We start from the raw sequence: 24,414 nt of genomic DNA, 5'->3' as shown, positions 1-24,414 counted from the left end.
TCTTCAGCTGGGCAACTAGATTACTACCTGCAAGGGTTTGTTTGGGTTTCGGATTAATCTTAATCAGTGCTGGGGTTGCTACTAGCTTAAAGTGTTCAGCTAGATAGGGTTGTTCCCCAACATCCACAACCTTTAGTTCAAAGGGATACTCTGTCTTGAGAGTTTCCAGATAATGGTGGATAGACTGGAGCTGTTTACGGGAACCGGGACGTTCATCGACAAACAGCAGCAGTTGTAGAAAGGTTGGGGAGTTAGTGTATGTTTCTGTAGCTGCCTGCATGCAATTTGGTGTTAGCACTCTTAACCAATAAGGCTGGAATAAGACTAAGATTTGTTATTTTTTGTTGGTGATGTGTGCTTCCTTACAATTTAATGTCTATTTTATTATTTTATAGTCTCGTTACTAACCAGCCCTTTTCTGGCACTTTCCCAGTCTATTTGAGACTAAAATCTTAAAATAATGTAACATTATCGCGGATTGCGTCAATTCTCCTTTAATAATCTACCCACGGCTGCTACTTGATCATGGCTATTGGCTACCTTGCTCTTGTCCTTCACGCCCATTTACCGTTTGTTAGGCATCCAGAAAGTGATTATGTTCTAGAAGAAGAGTGGCTATTTGAAGCCATTACTGAAACCTATATTCCCCTACTACATGTTTTTGAGGGATTAAAGCGGGATGGGATTGACTTCAAAATAACCATTAGTATGACACCACCTTTGGTGTCGATGCTACGGGATCCACTACTACAAGAACGTTATGAGCGCCATCTGTCACTGCTCCAAGAACTAGCCAAGAAGGAGGTTGAGCATAATCAGCATAATGGTCATATCCGTTACCTAGCCCAACATTATGTTCAAGAGTTCAGCGCTATTCGCCAAACCTGGATACACTATGAAAGGGATTTAGTCAAGGCATTTAAACAATTTTTAGACAGTAATAACCTGGAAATTATCACCTGCGGTGCTACCCATGGCTATTTTCCTTTGATGAAAATGTATCCCCAAGCAGTTTGGGCTCAAATTCGGGTGGCTTGTGAACATTATGAGCAAAACTTTGGCTGTCCGCCCAAGGGCATCTGGTTACCGGAATGCGCTTACTACGAAGGGATTGAGGAGATGCTAGCAGATGCTGGTTTGCGCTATTTTCTGATGGATAGTCATGGTATTCTGTACGCTCGTCCCCGACCACGGTTTGGTACCTATGCCCCCATTTATACTGAGACAGGAGTTGCTGCCTTTGGTCGTGACCATGAGTCATCCCAGCAGGTGTGGTCTTCGGAAGTCGGGTATCCAGGAGATCCAGTATATCGGGAATTCTACAAGGATTTAGGCTGGGAAGCAGATTATGATTACATTAAAGCATATATTATGCCCCATGGACAGCGGAAGAATACGGGTATAAAATATCACAAAATTACAGACCGTGGTATAGGATTAGGGGAAAAGCAACTGTATGATCCGTATTGGGCAAAAGACAAAGCTGCGGAACATGCTGGAAATTTCATGTTTAATCGCCAGCAGCAGGTTAAACATCTAGCAGCAATGATACAGCGTTCTCCGATTGTGGTATCTCCCTATGACGCAGAGTTATTTGGTCACTGGTGGTACGAGGGACCTTGGTTTCTGGATGTCTTGCTCCGTAAGTCCTGGTATGACCAGAACACCTATGAAATGACTCATTTGGCAGATTATTTGCGGAATAATCCGATCCAACAAGTTTGTAAGCCTTCTCAATCTAGCTGGGGGTATCAGGGGTTTCATGAATACTGGCTGAATGAAACCAATACCTGGATTTACCCTCATCTGCACAAAGCTACAGAACGGATGATTGAGCTGTCAAGGTTGGAAGCTACAGATGAGTTGGAGTGGAAGGCATTAAATCAAGCAGCGCGAGAGTTACTACTAGCGCAATCGTCAGACTGGGCATTTATTATGCGCACCGAGACAATGGTACCTTATGCAGTTAGACGAACGCGATCGCATTTGATGCGGTTTAATAAGCTTTACGATGATATCAAGCTGGGCAAGATTGATGCAGGCTGGCTGGAGAAGGTCGAGGAGATTGACAATATCTTTCCCAAGATTAACTATCGCGTCTATCGTCGAGTTTGAAATCTCCCCACACAATCGTTAGAAGATACAAGCAGATACATAAGATACAAGAAGATACAATAGTTAACGTTCCCTAAGCCAATCAAAATCCATGACGCCTTCTGAGTTAGATACTGCTCCCCAGGAAAGTTTGGATACTCTCAAAGACCCTGAGACCTATCTCGACGAGGTACCTAATGATGTCGAGATGTCTCTGTTCGACCATTTAGAGGAGTTGCGAAAGCGGATTTTTTACTCGCTGATTGCTGTATTCTTGTCCATGGCTGGCTGCTTTGTGGCAGTTAAGCCGATTGTTCAGTTGCTGGAAATTCCAGCTAGGGGGGTCAAGTTTCTGCAACTGGCTCCGGGGGAATACTTTTTTGTGTCCTTGAAAGTGGCTGGCTATAGTGGCTTATTGGTTGCTAGTCCTTTTATTCTTTACCAAATCCTTCTATTTGTTTTACCAGGGTTAACTCGTCGGGAGCGACGCTTCATCGGACCTGTAGTTTTAGGATCAACAGTTCTGTTTTTCCTAGGCTTGGTATTTGCCTACATTGCTCTAATTCCTGCGGCTCTGAATTTCTTTATCAGTTACGGAGCAGATGTAGTAGAGCAGTTGTGGTCAATTGATAAGTATTTTGAATTTGTCTTACTGTTGATGTTTAGTACTGGCTTGGCATTTCAAATCCCAGTTATTCAAATGTTACTGGGGTTTTTGGGAATTGTTTCTTCCAAGCAAATGCTTTCTGGTTGGCGCACGGTTGTCCTAGGAGCAGCTATCTTGGGAGCAGTGCTGACTCCTTCGACAGATCCTCTGACTCAAAGTTTACTGGGGGGTGCTGTACTTGGTTTATATTTTGGTGGGATTGGAATGGTGAAGTTGGTGGGTAAATAATATTAAGTCGGGTTAATCAACCTGCTATCAAAACTACCATCATGCTTATAAGTGTTAGCATTTGCTGCATCTGCGTTAATTGTAAACAAACTTTAATTACTAACTAATTTGCTGATTTTATGACTACCACAGATCAGCTGAATCAGCATGCTATAAGAGTTAAAAATTATGATTAGAATCAATATCTAAACCTGAAGGTAATTTAATAATGTTGGCTACGAATACCTACTAGGAATAGGGAATAGGGAATAGGGAATAGTAATCTAATTACCAATTATCAATTACTAACTAACTATCTTTAGTATTATTATCGCTAATTCTTCTAAATAGTCATAAGTTATGGCACAACCATGACTTATGACTATTTAGAAACAGATACTAAAGGCTCTTCGTAAAAAGTTGATGCTAATTTTTATTTCACTTATGCTGAAAGCTTTACTGGGGATTACTTTGACAGTTAAAAATGTGTTTATCAAGTCAAATTATTACCCAGTAAGCGATAATAGATTTGGGTGGTTATTTAGCATAATATCTAGGGAAGAGCCATTATAAATGTATGGTAAGACGTAGCCTACTAAAGATAATTACTATCGATAGTTACTATTAGTAAACTGTCTCACTTTACCGCCAATCGTCCCAATTCTGATTAAAGATGGACGTGTCTGGGAAAGCGGTGGGATTACCGTTTTTTTCCAACTGCTGGCGTAGAGCTTGGAGTTGGGTTTGTTGCAGGAGGGGTTGTTGTACAAGCTGGTAAGGTGCTATCCCAGTTTCTAAGGAAAAAGCAGCGGTTGTACCAGCAGCAGCACCGGATGACCATTCAAAGGAATGGACTCGATAAGCAGCAGCGGCAATGTGACTGGTAGCAATACTTTTACCTGCTACTAAGAGGTTGTCAATTTTCTGGGGAATTATTGCTCGCAGGGGAATTTGGAACGGATAGGCTTGACCTGCTCCCCGCCGTTCCCCTTTACGCTCGGTGTTTCCTGGGGTTTCTGCTGGACTTAGGGTCATACAAGGATGAAAGTCGATGGCATAGTGACCAATACCTACAGAATCAGGATAGATAGTAGAGCGACTGCGTTGACTGACTTGATCTGGCTGGATTTTACCTTGAATCACAGAGGGTGCTTCTAATCCAGCCAATACTGCCCATAAGCGGCGATATTCCTCTGGTGAGAGGGTCTGCCGATAATAGTCATCCTGGTAGTCACGGCGGGAAATATCTACTTCTGATATCGTAAAGCCTTGAGGATAGCCAAAGGAAGGGCGTCCAATAATCCGCCTCCCTTCCCGTATATAGGGATATTTAGACAACCCATGCATTGTCCCCATCGGAGAATCTAACCCCGTTAGATAGCGGTGATTGGGATGAGGCTCTTTTACCCCATCCCCAAGCTGGGAGTCGGTAGTTCCTGCGACTAGCCAATAGTAATAACCGAGAGCGTTTTCTTCTCCTTTCCGTAGACTTTCCGTACGCAAGCCTCCCATCCAGCCACCGGGAGCCAGTTGACCAGTAGTTCGTAATTGGCGACGGGTGTAAACTAGATTATCTTCTGAAGTGCCAGGACGATAATCATTACCCCATGTCCAGTTTTGCATGGAAATGTCCCCTGGAGTGGGAGCAGTAACCCCCCATCGGATCCGTTTACCCCGCTTAGAACTCCAAATTCGCCGATAGGTGAATACTCCTTCAAAGTCAGCTAGCCGCTGTAATTCATAGCTGTAGTAAGGTTGGTATTGCGGGTAAAAGGAGGGCATTTCTTGGGTTTGAGCCTCCTTGGTTTGCTCCATGGCAAAGGTGTAGGTAAAGCCTTGGGTGCAATAGGGGTCGTCAGTAGCACTAGATGCGGAGGGGTTTAGGTAGGAGCGGGAGTCAATCCCCAACCGGTAGGGAACGTCAGCTAGGGCAATAATTTCACCAGTTTCTGTTGCGTCGATAATATACCAATTAGAACTATTGTCTTGGGTCTGTTGGGGAACAATGCGCAAAATGCTTTTCTCAAAGCGGGAGGAATTCTCGTAGCTATACCAATCTTCAATAGTTTGAGATAGGGGAAAGGTGTTCAGGGCAGGAGCATCAGCAGTACTTTTGTGCTGAATAGCAATCACACTGTCAATGGTTTTGCCATCTGGGCTAATCTCTAGTTCCTTAACTACAGTAGAGGGAAACCATTTTAATGTCCCTTTTCCCCGTTTGGCCGCCTTTCGTAAAATATTAAACAGGATTTGGTGAGCATCACGGGGTAGAAAACAGGATTCGCTTACCCAGCAGTCCCCAGGATTGAGTTGACGGTAGTAGCGTTTAATGCGATCGCGTAATTCTAGATAGCCCTTAGGATAGAATAAACGCGATCGCTGAGTGGGTCGTTCATCCAGAGCAGAGGTTCCTTGGGCAGAAATTTGTCCCCCTACCCAGTCGGTAATCTCAGTCAAGCACACCGTTTGCCCGGCCAATAAGCCTTCATAGGCAGCCGCAGCACCAGCCAATCCACCTCCAATCACTAAGATTTCACAGGCTTCGGTTTGGTCTGGAGTTCTAGGGGGAGCTGCTATACCAGGAGATGGAGTAAACCCTAGTAATGATATGAATAGGGAAATACGGACAAGCGATCGCTTCATGATTCGAGATAGTCAGTAAAATCTTTGACGATAAATTACCCTAACTTATCAATACTGTCATCTCCCAAACGTTGTATCAATTATGCCATGGCATGTCAAAGCACCCGAAAAATATACGGGTAGCGATAGGGCTGATTAGGATTTTCCAGCACCTTGACTAAAAAATTTGGGTTTCAAGCCCCGTCCTTCGTTCGACGGCTTTTTTTTGTGCTACAATATTACGTAGAGTTTTTTCACGTCAAAATGATCGTCTTAGAGTTCAAGGTCAAAGGGAATAAAACTCAATATGCCGCGATTGATGAGGCGATCCGCACTGGTCAATTTGTCCGCAACAAGTGCATCCGTTATTGGATGGACAATAAGGGTATAGGACAAAAAGAACTGTATCGTCATAATACGTGGCTTAGAGCTGAATATCCTTTTGTAAAGGATTTGAACTCTCATGCATGTCAAGCTTCGGTTGAAAGAGCCTATAGCTCAATTGCTAGATTTTACGATAAATGCAAAAAGAAAGTTCCTGGCAAAAAGGGATATCCCAAATTCAAGAAATTTTCCAGATCGGTTGAATACAAAACATCGGGCTGGAAGTTGTCTTCTGATACTAAGTCAATAGATTTCTTAGACAAAAAAGGTATTGGAAAACTAAGACTTAAAGGAACTTGGGAATTATGGCGTTATGATCAGAAGCTAATTAAGCGAGTTAGATTAGTGCGCCGCGCGGATGGTTACTATGTTCAGTTCTGTATAAAAGTTGATGAAAAGGAATCTTTAGAACCTTCTCATACTAATATTGGGCTAGACGTAGGACTTAAGGAATTTTATACCGATTCCAAGGGAGGCGTAGAGCCAAATCCTAGGTTTTATCGTAAAGGCGAAAAAAGACTGAAGTTTTACCAGCGTCGGGTTTCTCGCAAAAAGAAAGGCTCATCCAACCGTAAGAAAGCCGTTAATAAATTAGGCCGGACACATCTTAAAATAAGTAGGCAGCGTGAAGAGCACGCCAAGAGACTGGCGCGCTGCGTAATCCACTCTAACGATGTGGTTGCTTACGAAGATTTAAGAGTAATAAATTTAGTTAAAAATCATTGTCTTGCTAAATCTATTAATGATGCAGGTTGGTATCAGTTCAGGAAATGGCTGGAATATTTTGGACAAAAGTTTGGTAGACAAACGATAGCAGTTAATCCCGCTTATACTAGTCAAAATTGTTCCAGCTGTTGTGAAGTTGTCAAGAAATCGCTATCAACGAGGACTCACACCTGTAAGTGTGGATGTGTTTTAGATCGCGATCATAATGCAGCTATCAATATCCTAAAAAGAGCCTTGGGTACGGTGGGGCACACCGGAACCTGGATCATCGATCCCAACGCTTTAGGAGAGGACACCTCTACTTCTTCTGATTCCGGTCTGAAGAAGCAAGTGACCTCGTTGATCAAAGAATCCCCGTTCTTCTAGGACGGGGAGTGTCAATAAGGCAATTATGGGCATAATTAGACTGACAATACCTAATATAATTAGCAGCGGAATCCCAATAATCACCACAGCCAGTATTAAACAAATCACCACATATATATAAAGGCAATGGATTTTATCTTCCATAATACAGCTAAGTTGGTAGAGTTGATTGAACGGAAAGAATTTATGTAAAGATATGTAAGGGACTAATCAATACGATGGCTAAGCCGGTGTCGTTGGCTGATAATCTTTCTAACTAAGGCAGAACTACCAGTCGTCATATCCCGCCTTTGGTATTGCCTTCACTGCTCCCTTCCCTAAATTCCGAGTTTCAGTCTTAAATCACGATTCGGCTACGGTTTGAAAGTGCTGGCAATGAATTTAGTCTTGCCATACTGCTGCTGAGGGGTAAGCTTTACCATTTGGTGTTGCCTAAAACGGCTAACTTAATTTTACCAACGCTTATCCAATGCTTAACCTCTGCTCAAAGGCCACCAATTAATAACCCCCACACCTATAATTCATGGGAAATAATCTAAAATTTTATCGACCTACATCTGGTCAATGGTCTAAGTATTTAATTATTATTATATTACTCCTGGGGATAGTTTTTCGATTAGTCAATATTGACAAAAAAGTCTATTGGATTGATGAAGCATATACATCATTGCGAATTTCTGGTTATACCAAAGCAGAAATTATCCAAGACATTGATGGTCGTCAAATTAATGTTAAAGATTTACAGCAGTATCAGCGTCCTAATGATAACAAAGATGTAGGTGACACGATCCAAGGGTTAGCGTTACATGAACCACAACATTCACCGTTATATTTTGTGATGGCTCACTTTTGGGCAAAATTGTTCGGTTATTCCGTTACGGTGATGAGAAGTTTACCAGCCTTGATTAGTCTTTTGACTTTGCCGTGCATTTATTGGCTTTGTTTGGAGTTGTTCGAGTCTCCCCTAACGGGATGGATTGCGATCGCATTGCTGTGTGTCTCTCCATTCCATGTGTTGTATGCCCAGGAAGCTAGACAATATAGCTTGTGGACATTGACCACATTGCTTTCCAGCATAGCCTTGCTGAGGGCGATGCGTCTTAGCACACTGATCAGTTGGGTAATCTATGCCATAACAGTTTCTCTAAATCTCTACAGCTATTTGCTTTCTGGATTAGTTTTTATTGGACATGGTATCTATGTTATTTGTATAGAAAAATTTCGTTTTAGTAAACAAGTCGTTAGGTATGGATTAGCTTCGCTTTTCGGCATTATTGCCTTTTTACCTTGGCTCAGATTGGTAATTGAAAACGGTATTGAATTGGGGGATTGGGCGGATAAAGAGACTCCACTCGGTAAACTGATCACCCGCTGGCTTATCAATCTGAGTTCTGTGTTTTTCGATATCCAGATTGGCTATAACAATCCCTTATTTGATGTGCGGTCAGGTCGAGATATAAAGTTTAACTACGACCATTTACTGATTTATTTCGATATCCTTATTTTAATTATCGTAGGCTATTCTATTTATTTTATATTTCGTCATAGTCAGCAGCGGGTTTGGTTATTTATCTTGACCATGATCGCAGTTGTTGGGATGTTTCCTATTGCTCAGGATTTAATTTTAGGAGGACAGCGTTCCAGCATGGCGCGCTATTTCATTCCTTCTTACTTGGGTATACAACTTGCTGTTGCTTACCTCCTTGCTAAAAAAATTAATCCCCTTAATGGTCAGACAATAAAACAACAACAACTATGGCGATTAGTTGCTATTACAGTTATTTCAGCAGGTGTGCTCTCTTGTGCCATTAGTTCTCAAGCAGAAACTTGGTGGCATAAATACAGTAACTATTACACGCCTGAGGAAGCTCATATTATTAATGAAGCCAATCGTCCCTTGGTGATTAGTAGTGATATCATGCGATTAGTGTCTCTCAGTTATTTACTTGAGCCCAACGTGACCTTACAGTTAATCAAAACTAAGGATTCTCCTACAGTTTTTTCCAGTTTCAGTGACGTCTTCTTATATAGACCTTCTCCAAAACTGCGACAAAAATTTGAAGAGGAGTCACCCTATGACGTTAAACCAGCTCATAAACGGAAGCATCTCTGGAAGCTAGTGCAGTGAAACCAAAAGTCAAAAGGTCAAACCCACTTCACCAATGACCAATCACTCATGACTAATGACTAATCAATCTAATCATTTTTTTTCCACAACAGAACTTTTCGTTTTTTAAATCCAATATTTCCTTCGTATATCAGGTTAAATTTATAGTTATTATGCTTTTCCATACTGGGGCGTAGCAATGATGGTGATGGAATATTTTCCAAGACAAAAACATCACTAAATTTACCCGATATTTTTGGTAATTTTTCTTCAGGTATTTCTGAAACATTTTTGATTTTTTTGATGAGTTGTAATTGAACCTTGGGCTCAAGCTTATGGCTCAGGGATAGAATTCGATTGTGAGTACTATCGCTTAGTACAAGGGGAGCAGGAGACTGATTAATAATATTCGCAACGTCTGCATTATAGTAGTCACTGTACTTCGTCCACCAAGTTTCAGCTTGGACAATCAGCACACCAGATATCACACCACAAGAGAGCAATATAACTGTAGTCAATCGCCATAAACGTTTTTGCCAAATACCAATCGAAAACTTAGTTAGTTTGGTGGAGAGTAAATAGGAAATAGTTAGTTGAATCCCGATGTAACTTGGGAGTTGATATCGAGCAATCGTTGAGCGCATGCCTCCTGAAATCACATCTGGTAGCACTAGGGGTAGACTAGTAAATCCCATGAGGAGCAAAACAAATAGCCAAACCTGTTTTGGAGTATAGCGACAGAGAAAATATAGCCCATAAATCACTAGCACAATAATTGGTACGACTAGGTAAGTTCTCGGCTGGGTGTAGCTAAAGGTTAGGTCAAACGGGTACTCCTTGCCTAGGGGTACATCAAAAAAGCCGTAGAGTAGATTCTTCAGCCAATATCGACCCAGATCCAGGGGGGGTAATTCTTTAATGACCCATCCCCATTCCTTGCTAGCTCTAGGTTCGTTTTCCAAGAAAACAGCTAACCAAGGTGAAAATATCAACAGTGCTGCTGTGACCGCTGAGATGTAAGCAATTACCCGTTGACGCCCTTGCCAACCTGCGATGATCAGGACATAAATGCCGTGACCTAGGATAATGGGTGCTGAAAATAAATGAGAGTAGAAGGATAGCGCTACAGAAAGTGCATAAATGCACCAACTCACCCTACTGTTGACTCGCATCGCTCGTAACAGGGAAGCACTCGATAGCAAGATACTCACAGTCCACAGACTATATTCCCGAACTTCCTGGGCATACAAAATATGGATCGGTGAAACAGCGAATAGCGACACGGCAAGCCATGGGGTCAATGATGCTCCAAATAGTTCTAAGCACAACCAGTACAGGCAGGGTAATCCCAGCAAGCTAATTAGAGCAGGTAAAGTGCGCTTGAGTGCTAGGGAACTACCAAGCCATTGTTCCCAGAATCGGGCTAATATATAGTAAACTGGCGGGTGTTGTGGCGCTTCTTCCCCTATAATTCGTAAGGTATTGGCGAGGCTACGGTCAGAATTAGGGGTCTGGTATTTTTGTAATTCTGTCGCGCTAATGACTTCACCAGTGTAGATATCCCCGATAATTTCTTCCGCTGAATAGCCAGCAATTCTAGAGGAGCTGAAAGTTTCATCCCCCCAATAGACTTTGCTGTCGAGATTGGCTAAGCGAAAGACTATTCCTAAGAGCAGTAGGCTAATGCATAATAGTCGCAAGGGAGGTTGAGGGAATTTCCCTAGCTGTAATCGTTTGGTTTCCATCACACAAAAAAGTACACCGAAAAGTACAAAGGAAATTTATTAGTGTTCGTTTAATTTTGATATTGTAATTGATCGCTTTTTATTGACCGTTTCATGATTAATGTTAATGTTAACGATAATATTTCACTGTTAACAATAATACTTAATCTAGAAACTTACCGATAACCGTCACCCCATTATCCCATTTTAAGTGTCTCTACCCAAACACAAAAAAGTATGAATCCCCCAGCCTCGAATCCCCCTAAAAACCAAGTAATATTTTGGTTTAGCTTGAGCCTAGCATTTGCTATGGTTTACAGCCTGATCGCCCTCGAAGAAGCCTTTAGTAATCAATACATTGTACAAGATGATGCCAGACAGCATGTATTTTGGATGCAACGGTTTTTTGATCCCAGCTTATTTCCCGATGATCTGATTGCCAATTACTTCCAATCTGTAGCACCCGCTGGCTATACTACCCTCTATCGGCTGATCGGATTTGTCGGGATTCATCCCCTCTTATTGAATAAACTACTACCCATGGTGCTAGGGTTGATTACCACTAGTTACTGTTTCGGGCTTTGTCTACAAATGCTGCCCATCCCAGCTGCAGGATTTATTGCGTCTTTGCTTCTAAATCAAACCCTATGGATGCTCGATGATTTAGTATCAGCAACCCCTAGGGCTTTTATTTATCCCCTGCTGTTAGCATTTTTGTACTACCTATCACGGCGCTCATTGATCCCCTGTCTCGTAGTGATCACCCTCCAGGGTTTATTTTATCCTCAGTGCGTTTTCCTGTGTTGTGGGGTTCTGGTGCTGAAACTGTTGCGTTGGCGAGAGGGTAAAATCAGACTATCCTCCCAGAAGAATGACTATTGGTTTTGTGCAGCTGGGTTAGGTATGGCATTCATTGTCCTGTTGCCCTATGCTTTGACCACTTCTGACTATGGTCCAATTATCAGCGCACAGCAAGCCAAAACCATGCCAGAATTCCAACCAGGAGGGCGAGTTGCCTTTTTCGATCACAACCCATGGGATTTCTGGTTGGAAGATGCTCGCAGTGGTATATTTCCCCGAAGAAAGCGTTTACCTATAGCTGTCTGTGCTGGTTTACTATTGCCTATCTTGCTAAGATTTCCCTCATGGCTACCGTTAGTGAAGAAAGTCAAAGGGGAAACGGTACTCCTGACTCAACTGGCCCTGGTATCCCTTGGCATGTTCGTTATGGCTCATGGTGTCCTGTTCCGACTGCATCTACCCAGCCGTTACAGTAAGCATAGTCTGCGAATTGTGCTAGTCTTAGCTGCTGCGATCGCTATAACTCTATTACTCGATGCTATTATTCAAGCTTGCCAGAGGCTAGCCTCCCCTCGAATTCCAGGGAAACCAGTGTTGGGACGAGCGATCGTTACACTGGTAGGAATAGCTCTAATCTTGTCTCCTCTTGGTTTCCATAATTTCCCCAAAACTAACTATGAGGTTGGGAGGAAACATGGCCTCTATGAATTCTTTGCTAAACAACCAAAGGATATCTTGATTGCCTCACTATCAAAGGAAGCCGATTTCTTGCCAACCTTTTCTGGACGGTCAGTCTTAGTCAGTAGAGAATACGGTATTCCCTATCATACTAACTATTATAACCAATTTCGCAACAGAGCGATTGATTTAATTCAAGCCCAGTACAGTCCAAACTTAGCTGAATCCAAACAATTTATTAGGCAGTACAACATTGATTTTTGGTTGTTAGATAAAACAGCATTTAATCCACAATATATAACTAAAAATCGCTGGATTATGCAGTATCAACCAGTAGCAGCAGAAGCTCAAGCTCGACTCAAACAAGCCATTGTTCCGGCAATTGTTAACGTAATCGATTCCTGTTCGGTTTTCGAGACAGATAAGATTGTCGTTTTGGATACCGAATGTATTGCGATTACCGGTAAGAGGTAAATAGGTAAGCCCAAATCAAGCTGGCAGCTATGTAACTATATATAAACAAATCTATCTAAACATGCTGGCTCAAGGGAATAGATTGAATTTCTAGATGTTTTACAAAACTTGACATCAGTCGGTTCCATTAGTCGGTTGAATCATGCCTACCTACTAAATGGGTAATTTGGCAAACCCTAGCAATTTAGGTGATCCCAGCCCTGAACGCTACTGGGTATGACACTAAATCTTGGTTTTCATCATCACTTTAAGAAGCGATCGCATCCCATTCTTCACCGAATCAATCGAACCCAAAAAACAAAACTCTATTAATTAGGGGGTCAAACCCCTCAACTTATCTGAAACGACTGGGTTCAAGATTTTAATTAGATGCCCTAAATTGTTGTTAAAGTCCATTCTTCCATTGTAGCAGGCATTACCAAATTCAGCCATCAAACCCTACCTATCCCAGGGCTAAACCATTGCTCTGTATCTAATACAGGAAAAGGAAGACAAGGTGGACTTGGAAGAAAGACAAAATAACCAAACAAAATCATCCCCCTATATCCTTGCTCTGTCTCTCCCCTTACTCTAAAACAAACTAAAACAAATACCTAAGCCCTGGTTGAATACCACAAGCCACTCCAAAGCAATTTGGACAGGGTTGGATATCACTATCAAGACTGAGACAGGAAGTATCTCAGTTTTACTACTAACGTTTACACCACAGGGCGTAAACGCTGCTTGGCGATCAAAACACTACCTCTAATTTTGAACTATGAAACCCTGTGTCAATCAGCATTTAGGTGCCCATGTATTCTGGAATCCTTATCAGCCTCATCAACCATTAACACTCTTTTCTAAAACTGCTCACCCTTTACCGGATAAACGTTTTTATCCTAAGGGTAAACGGTTACGCTTAACTGTCCAGGTTTCCCTAGTCGTTTTAACACTAACCTTAATGCTATCAAGGGTGATGCTAGTCCTGTTAACATACGTATTTTCATTCCCAGCTACTGAGCACTAACTATAATGGTTAATGGTTAGTGGTTAATGTTCAATTAACCATTAACCATTAACAAAAAGCAACCATATTAAAAGTTATTAACTGGACTTCATATCATCTCATGTTCTGATCTAGAAGCTTTTTCACCTTCATGGTTGCTGAATCGGTTGTATAGTAGTCCTGATGGTGATAATAGGAGCTAGTTGCGTAGTTCTCAACATCATTAGCAACAATACCTAAAAGATTAGTCCTAGAGGTTTTGAGTTCATCCAACGCTTGCATTAGAACTGAGCGGTCAGTCTTGTTTAATCTGCCTACGAAGACCATACCATCCGTGTTAGCTGCTAGAAGGCGGCTATCGGCAAGTCCGATCACGGGAGGTGTATCATAAATAACTAAATCAAAAACAGCATTAAAATGCTCCATCAAAGTTCCCATCTTTGGCGCAGATAGTAACCGAATCGGATCATGTGCTGGGGAACCAGCAGTTAGCACATGAAGATGATCCCACATAGGCACTTGCTGGATGGCTCGGTTAGCTTTGATCCCCTTACTAAGGACGTCACTCAAACCAAGTTGATTGTTCAAACCAAAAATTTTATGTACCCGGGGACGGCGCAGATCTGTATCCACCAGTAGCACCCGCCGACCCATAGCAGCAGCCACTATAGCTAGGTGGACAGCAACGGTAGATTTACCGTCTGCTGGTCTAGCTGAGCTAATCACAATAGATTGGATTGGCTGATCCCAGCCCAGTAAGCCGATATTGCGATGGAGGAACCGAAACGCCTCTAAAAAGGGAGAAGCTTGCTGCAGTTTTGGCGTTGAGTTATTTTTCTGATTCTTAGGGAAGTTTGGAACAAAAGGTATACCTTTGCGGCTTGTTGATGACTTGGTTGGCTTAAGTGCTGGATGGTAAGGAATAACACCAAGAAGAGGCAATTGGGTGCGATGTTTAAGTTCGTCGGGAGAGTGGAACACATGGTCTAAGCGCTCCATCAACCACCCTGTTCCTGCACCCAGTAATATACCTGCGATCGCTCCCAAAATAATTTGAAGTTCCTGATGTTGCGGAATCGGATATTGAGGCTGTTTGGGTTTGAGAATAAGTTCCCAAGAATAAGGCTGGAAGCTTTCCTTAAGCTCCAACAGAGTATCTAATCGTTGGGTTTTCTCTCTAAGTTTATGCTGTAAACTGGTGTACTTTGGATCTATCACCAACATCTGTTTCATGTCTTGCTCAAGACTTTCTTCTTCCTCAGCAAGAGCTTGTTGTCGTGCTTGCAAAACTGATATTTGGATGCTTTGATCTACCAGTTGTTGAGTGAGCTGCTGGTGAATTGAATTGGGTGATATCTTAGGAACATCTGTATCTGTAAGTTTAATACCTAGTACCTGTTCAGCTTCAGAGCGTACCAGGGATAAGAAATTATACTGTTGCTGCTTGAGGGTCTTGATGGTGGGACTGTCTGGAGTATAGCGGCTTGACTCGATAGCAATCTCAGCCTCAACCTCTTCTAGGTGGTTGAGCATCTTTTGGTAGTAGGGGTTTTCGGCCAAAGTCACTTGAGCCAAAGCTAACTCCGAAGCACGAGAGTCCTTGACCTGATTTGATGACAGTCCTAGCTTTTGAGAGATGATCTGGTAAAAGGACTGAGCTTCCTTAAGCTGGATGTGAGTATCTAATTGCTGTTGCTTAATCTGGCTAATCTGAGTTGAAAGCTGCTGTTTTTGATTATCATAGTCAATTAACTTGTACCCTAGCTCCAACTTCAGCAGTTCTTCCTGCAGTCTGTCTACCTCTTGGCGAACTTGAGGCAACTCTCTATTTGCTAGCTCAAGGTCCTTGTGATGGTAACTTGCTTCTTGTTGGCGGGAGTACTTGATATAATTATCGGCAAGCTGGTTTAAAACAAAGTGAACTTTTTGAGGATCGCTATCACGGTAGCGGACTTCTAAGACACTAGTTCCTTCAATGTGTTTGATCCTCAGGTGATTATTCTTGACTAAAGACTTGTAGCTAGTTTTTCCATAGCGCTTGTTTATTTCCTCAATCACGGGAGTGATCAGTTTATGACTACGCAGTACCAGCATTTGGGTTTGATAAGCCAAGCTCTCAAAACCTGGTGTCGATTGATTTTCATCATCCTGTGCTGTCAGAGGCTCCAGACGCAGTCGGAACTTGCCTTCGTACAGAGGTTTCTGATTAGAAGTCCATACAAAAATACTAGCTGTGATCGTAATTGCTACACCAGCAGCCGCTAAAAAGCGACGCCGTATGATCGTCCAAATCTCCTCTAGCTTACGCCCATCCTGATAGTATTTTGAGTTTCTAGTGTGGTAGATGACGGGCTGTGAGTGGAAATATTTACCATTCCCCTGTGGGAAAAGCTCTGATTTATTGCCCATCTCTATATGTGCCTTTTTATTTATTGGTTTAAGTTATGTTCAAGAGTAACTGAACCTATGGCTAATCGCTCCCCTATCATATCCTTCAGTATTTGCCACTAACCATCAGCTCTGTAGTTAGTTTGTGTTAACAAACTAGTATTTGACACTAGAACTGGAAAATTTTACGCAAAACTTATCAAATATCCGGATAAAATGAAGGAATGGTTAAGTTAGGGGAATCGTGTTTGCTGGTACCAAGTTAAATTCATAGGTAGCACTATCGTAAGGATTCAGCCTACCGCTGTCAGCTATCAGCTATAAACTATCAACTAGCAGCCGCTTTCACTGCACGGGATCAGATCAGCAAAACGAGCAGGAATTTTCAACCAGCGGTACCAGCCCGTAACCTTGTTGACTACCTCCCGTTGATTAGCTGACGGCTGACCACTGATAGCACCTCAAGTAGCACCTCAAGTAGCGCATATGCTTGCGGTAGCACTATCTACCTATCTCCCCATTAGCTTGTCCTCCTGCCTAGCTAAATAACACTTCAAGAAGGCAATTTAGTTTAGTAGTATGGTCTTGAATTTAAGTTATAAATATAAAAAGGAAAAGGTCAATGGTTGGAATTCCTTGCCCTTTACCCCTTTACTAAACTTTTAAAGTTTAATCAGGAAGCAATTAGACAAATGATTATCTTAAAATAAATTGCCCCTGACAATGAAAAACTGATCATGGGGTATTTGGCTCGAATCAGATCAATTTTCCATTTTTCCATTTTTCCATTGACGACTCCTCAAGCAAAGCTAGAAAACCCCATATCTAGAGGGATATCTTGTAACCTTCCAGGACCGACTGCTTGAATAGCTTCTTTCAGAGACATATCTCCGGTGTAAAGCGCACGACCAACAATTACACCCCTAACCCCTAGAGGTTCGAGAGTCAGTAGACTCAATAGATCAGTGATTGAACTGACACCCCCAGAGGCAATCACGGGGATGGAGATATGACTTGCTAGTTCTCTTAGAGCGTCTAGGTTTGGTCCAGACAGAGTTCCATCCCGGTGAATGTCGGTGTAAATAATCGTAGTTACTCCCAGCTGAGTCATTTGCTCAGCTAGGTCAATAGCTGCAATTTCTGAGGTTTCTAACCAACCGTGAGTGGCCACCCATCCCTGACGAGCATCAATACCAACTACAATCTTCCCTGGGAATTCAGTGCAAAGCTGTTCCACTAGGGAAGGGTCTTCCACCGCTGCCGTCCCTATAATGACTCTATCGACGCCTAGAGTCAACAGTTGAGTGACTCCGGAGCGGGAGCGTAATCCACCACCGACTTGCACTGGCACAGGTACCGCCTGCACAATTGCTTCGATTGCCTTAGTGTTAACTGGCTTACCCAGTTTTGCACCATCCAAATCAACCACATGCAGCCGTGATGCACCTTGTTCAACCCATTGTTTCGCTACCTCGACTGGGTTATCGTTAAATATTTGCGCACGTTGGTAGTCTCCCTGGACTAACCGCACACATTTTTCTTCAAGTAAGTCTATAGCTGGAATAACATCCATGACTAAATTTCCCCCTAACCTATAGTGAACTAGCCGACACCAATCCCAGCAGGTATGGTGTCGGCTTCTGACATCACGGGGGTAGCCCAAGTCTAGGAGTTACGTCCTCGATTTGGTCTTAGATCCCCTGCAAGCCACTTCTTTCTGGCTACCCTTGCCAGTAGTAGTCCTTATTGTTCGATTGAAGCACTACCACTGGGCAATTCTGCCAGAATCTTAAACCGCACATGATTAATGGCTAACTCACCAATGGAAATATCTTCCTTTTTCACAGGCACCCCTTGACTCTTCAGGATTTCAAACTTAATTCCTTTACCGATCTCTATATGGTACCAGGCAAGACCCATCAAAAACCGAGTGGAATAAGGACCCCCTTCAACCGTATCATCAGCACTCGATTCCATCGGTAGCCAGCCGATTCCTGGGATATAAAATTCCATCCAAACATGATTAAAATCTGGTACCAAAGGAATACCGATTTGGTCAGGATGGGGAGGGCATTTGTAACGACCAACAGTGCGGCACGCGATACCATTAAGGCGTCCCAAAGCTAGCAATACTCCCAAATACTCCCCGCAAGACCCCACACCCCGTCGTAGCACAATGTCTGGAGTATCTATTTTAGGGGTCACGTGGTAGGAAAGTTTGTCGTAGACATAATTGCGAATACTGTAGACTTGCCGCAACAGATTCGTTTCGCTACCAATTGCTTCTTTAGCCGAACGGCGGATGATTTCTGTATCCATGGCTAACTTGTCATCATCAACCAAATAACGGTTCTGAAATTCTGGCGCTAACTCAGGCAACCCCTCCATATCCCGTGGTGTCAGGCGGTACTTGATACTCCAAACTTCTAGGAGTGCCTTCCAACCAAAGATATGGCGTTCCCCTGGCTTGAGGTTGTCAAACTTAAAGACGGCAACTTGCTGACCATCTTGAACGTCTATAGTAAAGGGTATACCCACGGGTTCGACTTTTGAGACCTTTTGTCGGTCAGTTTCCGATGGCAAGGCAATTCGCCATTCCAAATCATTCAACTCGATATCCTTGAGGGGATCAAGTTCCTCCACGTAGGACATTTCGATTAAATAGCCATTGGAGAGTGCGTAGCGACCTTCCGGATTGTAGGTAAAGTGTAACGGATGAATAAAAGTGCGATCGCGATACTGCAATTCATAATTAGGATCAGCGTTAGGGTTATCCCGGATGTAAGCCTCCTCAGTTGCATAAGCAACATAGAGGGTATCGTCTCCCGTCTGGGGGTCAGAACAAAACGCTAAGCCAGTAGGATTTTCAAAGGGGGTGAGTACACTGAACTGAATTTCGCCAGTTGCTCGATCAAGACAGTAAACTGTCTGTTCTTGGTCATCCGATACCCACAGTTCTTCATCGCGGATTGTTATATGTTCAATGCCAACTCCGGGAGAACGCAACCGGGTAATCTCATGACCTGTATTGCTGCTATAAATAATAATATATCCAACTTTTTTACAGGTAACATAAACAGTTGAATCTTTAACAGCGATTCCGTTAGCGGTGTAAGGCAAATCAACAAAGTGTTGTAGGTTTAAATTATCATTTATCTGGCAAAAATATACACTAGATTGTAGTGTTAACCATAGGGTTTCTCCTGCCAGGGCTAAACCAGTCACACCGACCAAATCCGAGTCCCGTTCTGGATTCAAAATTGTTGTGTTATCCGTGAAGGGATCAATTTGTAGGAGATAACCCTTAATCGAGTCGATAGCAATTATTTTTTCTTTCCAAAATGCTATCCCTTGCAAGGAAGATGCTCCAATTGGTCGGATAGTTTTGTCTAATTTTTGTCGCTCTTTAAAAAATGAAGCTGAATTCAGAATCATGAGGAAATCAGATGAAGAACAGATAAAGATTTCGACAAGATTATAAGCTTATAGTGGCGATGTCTCAAATACCTGAAGTTATTGTTAAAATGATGCAGGTAAGGTCTGAAAACCTGATCCTCTTAGAGGGGTTACGGGTTCCTCCAAGGGCTGTTGTTCTGCCATACTTGTTACTTATCCTGCTTACTTAAGAGAAACTTGGCTCTACCAGGGAATAGTTTTATCATGGCTTGGTTAACACGTTCATCAAAATTTACGCTCTTAATGGTTGCTTTGGCTTTTACTCTGGCAGTCAATCTTCCAGCCCAGGTACAAGCTCAGGCGAGTTCTTCCCTAGGCAGGGAACTGATTGATAAGATACCGAACCACTGGGAATTATCTGAATATAATCCACCTTCAGACGAGGAAAATGGTACACCCTCGGATCTCGGACGTCCTGGAGGAACTAGGGGGGATTGCTACTATATATCAAACGGCAACATTCCTGTTGTAGCCTTGGTTCCGATTTCTGGGATGGGAACAACGGTTTCTGAATACCCCACTTTCTCTTGGTATATGCCCTGTATAAAATCAGCATTAGGGCATGATTTAAAGTTTGTGCTGAAAGATTCCTATGGAAAGGAGCTTTACTCAGTCAAGTATCCCTTACCCGATCAGGTAAATGCTGGATTTAGGAGTATAACGCTTCCTCCCTTTGTGAAGCTACCTCCGTTGGAAGTTAATCAGAAGTATAACTGGCAGGTAAGATTGATTGATCCCGGCGACTCGTCAAACAATATCTATATTGATGGTGGGATCAAGCGAGTTAAAGAAGATCCAAACCTTGTGCAGGGTCTAAAGCAAGCAACCCCCCAACAGCGTGTTGCGATCTACGCAAATCATCGGCTTTGGTACGAAACATTAACGACTCTGGTAGAGTTGCGAAGGCAGCACCCCAATGACCAGAACTTGGCAGAAGCTTGGCACAAACTGTTGACTTCGGTCGGGTTAGATCCAATTGCCAAAAAACCCTTGTTTGAACAAGCCAGTAGGACTAACAACTAAATAACCAAATATATTAGGTTATTATTACCTGTATGAATACAACGTATGAATACAAATCGGTATAATAACACTCAAGACCCTGAAGAACAAGAGATTCTCAGTCCTATAGCCCAAATTATCCAACAAGACTATCAAAGGTTCCCAGCTGACCAAACTTATAGCATCTACGCCTCAGACGTCTATTTTAAAGACCCCCTCAACCAGTTTCGCGGGCTTGAGCGTTACAAACAAATGATTGCCTTTATCAATCGCTGGTTCCTTGAGCCCCATCTAGATTTGCAACACATTTCCCAGTCAGGAGATACAATTAAAACCCGCTGGACTCTGAGCTGGACTACGCCATTACCCTGGAAACCTCGAATTACTATTCCTGGCTGGAGCGAGTTAAAGCTGAATCCTGAGGGATTAATTGTTTCTCATATAGATTATTGGGACTGTTCACGCCTGGACGTAATTAAGCAGCTTTTGTAGAGTAATGTAAAGTAAATAAATGTAAACTTTTCTCAGAACAGCTGGAGCATACCATGCGCGTAATTTTGATGACCGGTAAAGGAGGAGTAGGAAAAACCTCTGTAGCCGCTGCAACTGGCTTGCGTTGTGCCGAGTTAGGCTACAAAACCCTAGTTCTGAGTACTGACCCAGCTCACTCCCTAGCAGATAGTTTCGATATTGAACTCAGTCACGAACCCCGATTAGTCCGTCCCAACCTTTGGGGAGCAGAACTTGACGCTCTGATGGAATTGGAAGGAAACTGGGGAGCGGTTAAGCGTTACATTACCCAAGTGCTGCAAGCTAGGGGCTTAGATGGGGTACAGGCAGAAGAATTAGCCGTTCTTCCTGGTATGGATGAAATTTTCGGTCTCGTCCGCATGAAACGCCACTACGATGAAGACGAGTACGATGTTCTGGTTATTGATTCAGCTCCCACTGGTACTGCGCTACGGTTACTGAGCTTACCAGAAGTAAGTGGCTGGTATATGCGCCGTTTTTATAAGCCACTACAAACTATGTCAGTTGCTCTGAGACCTTTGGTTGAACCATTATTCAAACCCATTGCTGGCTTTTCTTTACCAGATAAAGAGGTCATGGATGCTCCTTATGAGTTTTATGAACAAATTGAAGCCCTAGAGAAGGTACTCACTGACAACCAACAAACATCAGTGCGTCTGGTGACTAATCCTGAGAGAATGGTGATTAAGGAGTCCTTACGAGCTCATGCTTACTTAAGCCTATACAACGTTGCCACTGATCTAGTTGTTGCCAATCGGATCATTCCTGACCAAGTAACTGACCCATTTTTCCAACGCTGGAAAGAAAATCAGCAACAGTACCGCCAGGAAATTCACGACAATTTCCGCCCTTTACCCATTAAAGAAGTTCCCCTCTATTCCCAAGAGATGTGCGGTATTGAGGCGTTGGAGCGTCTCAAAGAAACCCTCTATGGTTCAGAAGATCCCACTCAAGTGTATTACCAAGAAAACACCATTAGAGTAATACAGCATAAAAATGAGTACAGCCTAGAACTCTATCTACCTGGTATACCCAAAGACAAAATACAGCTTACTCAAACAGGAGATGAATTGAATGTTCGCATTGGTAACCATCGGCGGAATTTAGTCCTCCCCCAAGCTTTAGCAGCCCTAAAACCTTCAGGAGCCAAGATGGAAGAGGATTATCTAAAAATCAAATTTGCCACTGGTGCAGTTAAGATTTGATCATGCTTTGACTCTCCCCGCTTTAAAAAGACGGGGATTCGTTAAGAGTCCATAAAAGAACTCTTACAGGCGTAGTCAAAGCGCCCCTACTGAGTTCTGCCAATTTAATTTTGACAGTTCCCGCTACTTTTTTAAGAGAAAATTAAGCTTTCCAGGTACTACCACAATTGTCAGTACGATACGCTCTGCGATCTGCAATTATTTACCCGTTCACAAGAGGATTAACGCAATGCAATCATTGAGGGTCGGTATTTCTCCGGTACTAGAATCGCTTCATCACGTAGGCGTTTATCCTTACTCACTTCTTCATTATACCACGGCAGTTAAAACTGCCGTGTCGCGTTTCCACCCTGGATTAAAATCACGGGGCTACCACGCTCCCGCGTTCTTCTGTGTAGAGTTCCAGTCAATCTACAAAGCACTGAATTAACCCTTTCTTAGACCCTGAGCCATTTTGAGGAAAGGATCCAGGCTGGAGTCAGGGCGACGGCGTTGAGAGCTGACCTGACCGTTTTGTCCTGATGTAGCTCCAGACTGGGATGTAGCTCCAGACTGGGAAGCAGGCTCAGACTTGGCCATAGGTGTCTCATTTTGGGAAAGGGTTGCTTTATCCGTAGCAGAGATCTGCTCTACCACTTCACCCCTTAAAACAGCAGTTTTGGTCTTGGGATAGGATTTCTTGACCTTAACGCTGCTGCGCATGTAGTCAATGTTTCCCATTGTTTTGGCTTCATCTGTGTCCAAGAAAAACTCTTGGGACTGGTTAGCTTCTATGGACTGTGCCATGTCCTGGCTGTCCTCATCAACGTACTTGGTCTGAGAGTTTAACAAATTAAAGAGTCCCATAGTTAATTTTTCCTGCCTCTAGGTAATCTATTGTTATTTTATGTTAACTATCATAAATATTTATATCATAAATCTGCAAAAACTGATATCAACACAAAAAAAACCTCAGCCACTTACAGAGGATATACTCTGTTAGTGGCTGAGGGAATTAGTCAGGGTGCATCTAGTACTTCTGTATCCAGCTGGGTTGTAATCCAATCAGGAAGCCAAATTAAAGATGGGGTGGAACCCCGCGCTTATTCAAAGCGGTAGGGAACGCGCACCAAGAGAGTAATTCCTGATAGGGCACATGCCTAGGGCATATCGCCACCACTGGCTATAATGCTTAGCTAATATTTAGTTAATAAGAAACGCCACGATATTTGAGGTTTACTTTGTGTTGGCCAATTGGTAAAGGATGGGCACTACCCAATCGGCAATTCAGTCCCCGGTACTTGCCAATCAAGTCAACTGCTGTGGTGGAAACTGTGCAAGGATAGTATTGGTAGCTAACACCGCGATAAGAAAGTTTCATAGTCTTCGCCTCATAATGTCAGTGTAGTGATAAGAGGCGCGTTCCTTCAGGATTTATCCTTACTTCCGTCTCTCCATGAAGCTTGATCACCCATGCTCAAGTCATGAAGAGATGAACGATTTTCTGTTTCTGTATCTATTGTAACCGTTTTGCCCGTAAATCTCAATATCTTCATAAAAGTTAATAGTTTCCCGTTGTCGCCAGTTCTAACCTCAGGCGCTACAGTTAAATAACTGCAAGCTTGTGGGAGTGGCAAGACTATGAGTGATAAAGGTGAAAGTTATAAAGTTATTAGTGATAATCGACAAGCTCGTTTTCTCTACCAAATTTTAGAGACTTACGAGGCGGGGATTGAGTTAAAGGGAACGGAGGTGAAGTCTATCCGAGTTGGCAAGGTCAACTTGCGGGATGGCTATGGGTTGATTCGTGGTGGGGAAGCTTGGCTGCTCAATGTCCATATCTCTCCGTACCAAAATATCAACGAATATTTTAATCATGACCCCCGTCGCAGCCGAAAACTACTGCTGCACCGTAAGGAAATCAATAAGCTCACCGGTAAATTAGAACAGCAAGGTTTAACCCTTGTCCCCTTAAAGATTTATTTGAAGCGCGGCTTAGTTAAAGTCAGCATTGGTTT

At 42.9% G+C, this 24,414-nt stretch carries 17 protein-coding genes and 1 riboswitch; of the genes, 9 read left to right on the top strand and 8 right to left on the bottom strand.

Going from position 1 to position 24,414, the window contains the following annotated elements:
• Nucleotides 1-280: circadian clock KaiB family protein (locus F6K51_RS27290; protein ID WP_293026033.1), on the bottom strand; the 280-nt coding region annotated here is incomplete at its 3' end.
• A 245-nt stretch (nt 281-525) separates the two neighbouring features.
• Between F6K51_RS27290 and F6K51_RS27285 the strand changes: the two genes are divergently transcribed.
• Both F6K51_RS27285 and tatC read left to right on the top strand, forming a co-directional pair.
• On the top strand, nt 526-2,115 hold the full coding sequence (locus F6K51_RS27285; protein WP_293026031.1) for a glycoside hydrolase family 57 protein: 1,590 nt from the start codon (nt 526-528) through the stop codon (nt 2,113-2,115).
• A 91-nt stretch (nt 2,116-2,206) separates the two neighbouring features.
• The gene (gene tatC / locus F6K51_RS27280; protein ID WP_070395249.1) at nt 2,207-2,989 is read left to right on the top strand and encodes a twin-arginine translocase subunit TatC; all 783 of its coding nucleotides are present in this window, start codon (nt 2,207-2,209) and stop codon (nt 2,987-2,989) included.
• Between the two features lie 621 nt (nt 2,990-3,610).
• On the opposite strand, the gene F6K51_RS27275 is transcribed toward tatC, so the two are convergent.
• Nucleotides 3,611-5,611 (bottom strand): FAD-dependent oxidoreductase, encoded by a 2,001-nt coding sequence (locus F6K51_RS27275; RefSeq protein ID WP_293026029.1) that lies wholly within the window; start codon nt 5,609-5,611, stop codon nt 3,611-3,613.
• 243 nt (nt 5,612-5,854) lie between these two features.
• On the opposite strand from F6K51_RS27275, the gene F6K51_RS27270 reads away from it, so the two are divergent.
• Complete coding sequence (locus tag F6K51_RS27270) at nt 5,855-7,066, top strand: transposase (protein WP_293026034.1); 1,212 nt, start codon at nt 5,855-5,857, stop codon at nt 7,064-7,066.
• Between the two features lie 523 nt (nt 7,067-7,589).
• A complete protein-coding gene (locus tag F6K51_RS27265) occupies nt 7,590-9,194 on the top strand; it encodes a glycosyltransferase family 39 protein (protein ID WP_293026027.1) in 1,605 nt (534 codons plus the stop codon).
• Between the two features lie 68 nt (nt 9,195-9,262).
• Here F6K51_RS27265 and F6K51_RS27260 read toward each other — a convergent pair whose 3' ends face one another.
• Nucleotides 9,263-10,918, bottom strand: a complete 1,656-nt coding sequence (locus tag F6K51_RS27260; RefSeq protein ID WP_293026025.1) for a glycosyltransferase family 39 protein — start codon at nt 10,916-10,918, stop codon at nt 9,263-9,265.
• Between the two features lie 216 nt (nt 10,919-11,134).
• Between F6K51_RS27260 and F6K51_RS27255 the strand changes: the two genes are divergently transcribed.
• A complete protein-coding gene (locus tag F6K51_RS27255) occupies nt 11,135-12,850 on the top strand; it encodes a hypothetical protein (RefSeq protein WP_293026023.1) in 1,716 nt (571 codons plus the stop codon).
• 1,099 nt (nt 12,851-13,949) lie between these two features.
• On the opposite strand, the gene F6K51_RS27250 is transcribed toward F6K51_RS27255, so the two are convergent.
• The 3 genes from F6K51_RS27250 to F6K51_RS27240 form a co-directional block, all read right to left on the bottom strand.
• Nucleotides 13,950-16,244, bottom strand: a complete 2,295-nt coding sequence (locus F6K51_RS27250; RefSeq protein WP_293026021.1) for a polysaccharide biosynthesis tyrosine autokinase — start codon at nt 16,242-16,244, stop codon at nt 13,950-13,952.
• 778 nt (nt 16,245-17,022) lie between these two features.
• Nucleotides 17,023-17,796, bottom strand: a complete 774-nt coding sequence (hisA, locus tag F6K51_RS27245; protein WP_293026019.1) for a 1-(5-phosphoribosyl)-5-[(5-phosphoribosylamino)methylideneamino]imidazole-4-carboxamide isomerase — start codon at nt 17,794-17,796, stop codon at nt 17,023-17,025.
• A gap of 170 nt (nt 17,797-17,966) precedes the next feature.
• Nucleotides 17,967-19,658, bottom strand: a complete 1,692-nt coding sequence (locus tag F6K51_RS27240) for a transglutaminase family protein (protein ID WP_293026017.1) — start codon at nt 19,656-19,658, stop codon at nt 17,967-17,969.
• 225 nt (nt 19,659-19,883) lie between these two features.
• Between F6K51_RS27240 and F6K51_RS27235 the strand changes: the two genes are divergently transcribed.
• Genes F6K51_RS27235 through F6K51_RS27225 form a run of 3 tightly spaced genes read left to right on the top strand, consistent with a single transcriptional unit; the run spans nt 19,884 to nt 22,417 of the window.
• A complete protein-coding gene (locus tag F6K51_RS27235; RefSeq protein ID WP_293026015.1) occupies nt 19,884-20,702 on the top strand; it encodes a DUF928 domain-containing protein in 819 nt (272 codons plus the stop codon).
• A gap of 45 nt (nt 20,703-20,747) precedes the next feature.
• Nucleotides 20,748-21,173, top strand: coding sequence for a DUF2358 domain-containing protein (locus tag F6K51_RS27230; RefSeq protein WP_293026013.1), 426 nt, complete (start codon nt 20,748-20,750; stop codon nt 21,171-21,173).
• 53 nt (nt 21,174-21,226) lie between these two features.
• Complete coding sequence (locus F6K51_RS27225) at nt 21,227-22,417, top strand: TRC40/GET3/ArsA family transport-energizing ATPase (protein WP_293026011.1); 1,191 nt, start codon at nt 21,227-21,229, stop codon at nt 22,415-22,417.
• A 426-nt stretch (nt 22,418-22,843) separates the two neighbouring features.
• On the opposite strand, the gene F6K51_RS27220 is transcribed toward F6K51_RS27225, so the two are convergent.
• Both F6K51_RS27220 and F6K51_RS27215 read right to left on the bottom strand, forming a co-directional pair.
• Entirely contained in the window at nt 22,844-23,263 is a 420-nt protein-coding gene (locus F6K51_RS27220) for a hypothetical protein (protein WP_293026009.1), read from the bottom strand.
• A 340-nt stretch (nt 23,264-23,603) separates the two neighbouring features.
• Nucleotides 23,604-23,777: a DUF4278 domain-containing protein gene (locus tag F6K51_RS27215; RefSeq protein ID WP_293026007.1), complete on the bottom strand. Its 174-nt coding sequence runs from the start codon at nt 23,775-23,777 to the stop codon at nt 23,604-23,606.
• A gap of 35 nt (nt 23,778-23,812) precedes the next feature.
• A riboswitch (Glutamine riboswitch) is annotated at nt 23,813-23,897 on the bottom strand.
• 140 nt (nt 23,898-24,037) lie between these two features.
• Here F6K51_RS27215 and smpB point away from each other — a divergent pair.
• Nucleotides 24,038-24,414 (top strand): SsrA-binding protein SmpB (smpB, locus tag F6K51_RS27210; protein WP_293026005.1); only part of this gene is annotated, 377 nt, incomplete at its 3' end.

The sequence above is a fragment of the Moorena sp. SIO3I8 genome (genome assembly GCF_010692325.1).
Lineage (GTDB): Bacteria > Cyanobacteriota > Cyanobacteriia > Cyanobacteriales > Coleofasciculaceae > Moorena.
Note: the sequence above shows the minus strand (reverse complement) of the source record. Positions and strands in the feature narration are given on the sequence as shown.

Excerpts from the sequence above, each read along its gene's own strand:
- F6K51_RS27285 (WP_293026031.1), top strand. The coding sequence starts at position 526 with ATGGCTATTGGCTACCTTGCTCTTGTCCTTCACGCCCATTTACCGTTT.
- tatC (WP_070395249.1), top strand. The coding sequence starts at position 2,207 with ATGACGCCTTCTGAGTTAGATACTGCTCCCCAGGAAAGTTTGGATACT.
- F6K51_RS27275 (WP_293026029.1), bottom strand. The coding sequence starts at position 5,611 with ATGAAGCGATCGCTTGTCCGTATTTCCCTATTCATATCATTACTAGGG.
- F6K51_RS27270 (WP_293026034.1), top strand. The coding sequence starts at position 5,855 with ATGATCGTCTTAGAGTTCAAGGTCAAAGGGAATAAAACTCAATATGCC.
- F6K51_RS27265 (WP_293026027.1), top strand. The coding sequence starts at position 7,590 with ATGGGAAATAATCTAAAATTTTATCGACCTACATCTGGTCAATGGTCT.
- F6K51_RS27260 (WP_293026025.1), bottom strand. The coding sequence starts at position 10,918 with ATGGAAACCAAACGATTACAGCTAGGGAAATTCCCTCAACCTCCCTTG.
- F6K51_RS27255 (WP_293026023.1), top strand. The coding sequence starts at position 11,135 with ATGAATCCCCCAGCCTCGAATCCCCCTAAAAACCAAGTAATATTTTGG.
- F6K51_RS27250 (WP_293026021.1), bottom strand. The coding sequence starts at position 16,244 with ATGGGCAATAAATCAGAGCTTTTCCCACAGGGGAATGGTAAATATTTC.
- hisA (WP_293026019.1), bottom strand. The coding sequence starts at position 17,796 with ATGGATGTTATTCCAGCTATAGACTTACTTGAAGAAAAATGTGTGCGG.
- F6K51_RS27240 (WP_293026017.1), bottom strand. The coding sequence starts at position 19,658 with ATGATTCTGAATTCAGCTTCATTTTTTAAAGAGCGACAAAAATTAGAC.
- F6K51_RS27235 (WP_293026015.1), top strand. The coding sequence starts at position 19,884 with ATGGCTTGGTTAACACGTTCATCAAAATTTACGCTCTTAATGGTTGCT.
- F6K51_RS27230 (WP_293026013.1), top strand. The coding sequence starts at position 20,748 with ATGAATACAAATCGGTATAATAACACTCAAGACCCTGAAGAACAAGAG.
- F6K51_RS27225 (WP_293026011.1), top strand. The coding sequence starts at position 21,227 with ATGCGCGTAATTTTGATGACCGGTAAAGGAGGAGTAGGAAAAACCTCT.
- F6K51_RS27220 (WP_293026009.1), bottom strand. The coding sequence starts at position 23,263 with ATGGGACTCTTTAATTTGTTAAACTCTCAGACCAAGTACGTTGATGAG.
- F6K51_RS27215 (WP_293026007.1), bottom strand. The coding sequence starts at position 23,777 with ATGAAACTTTCTTATCGCGGTGTTAGCTACCAATACTATCCTTGCACA.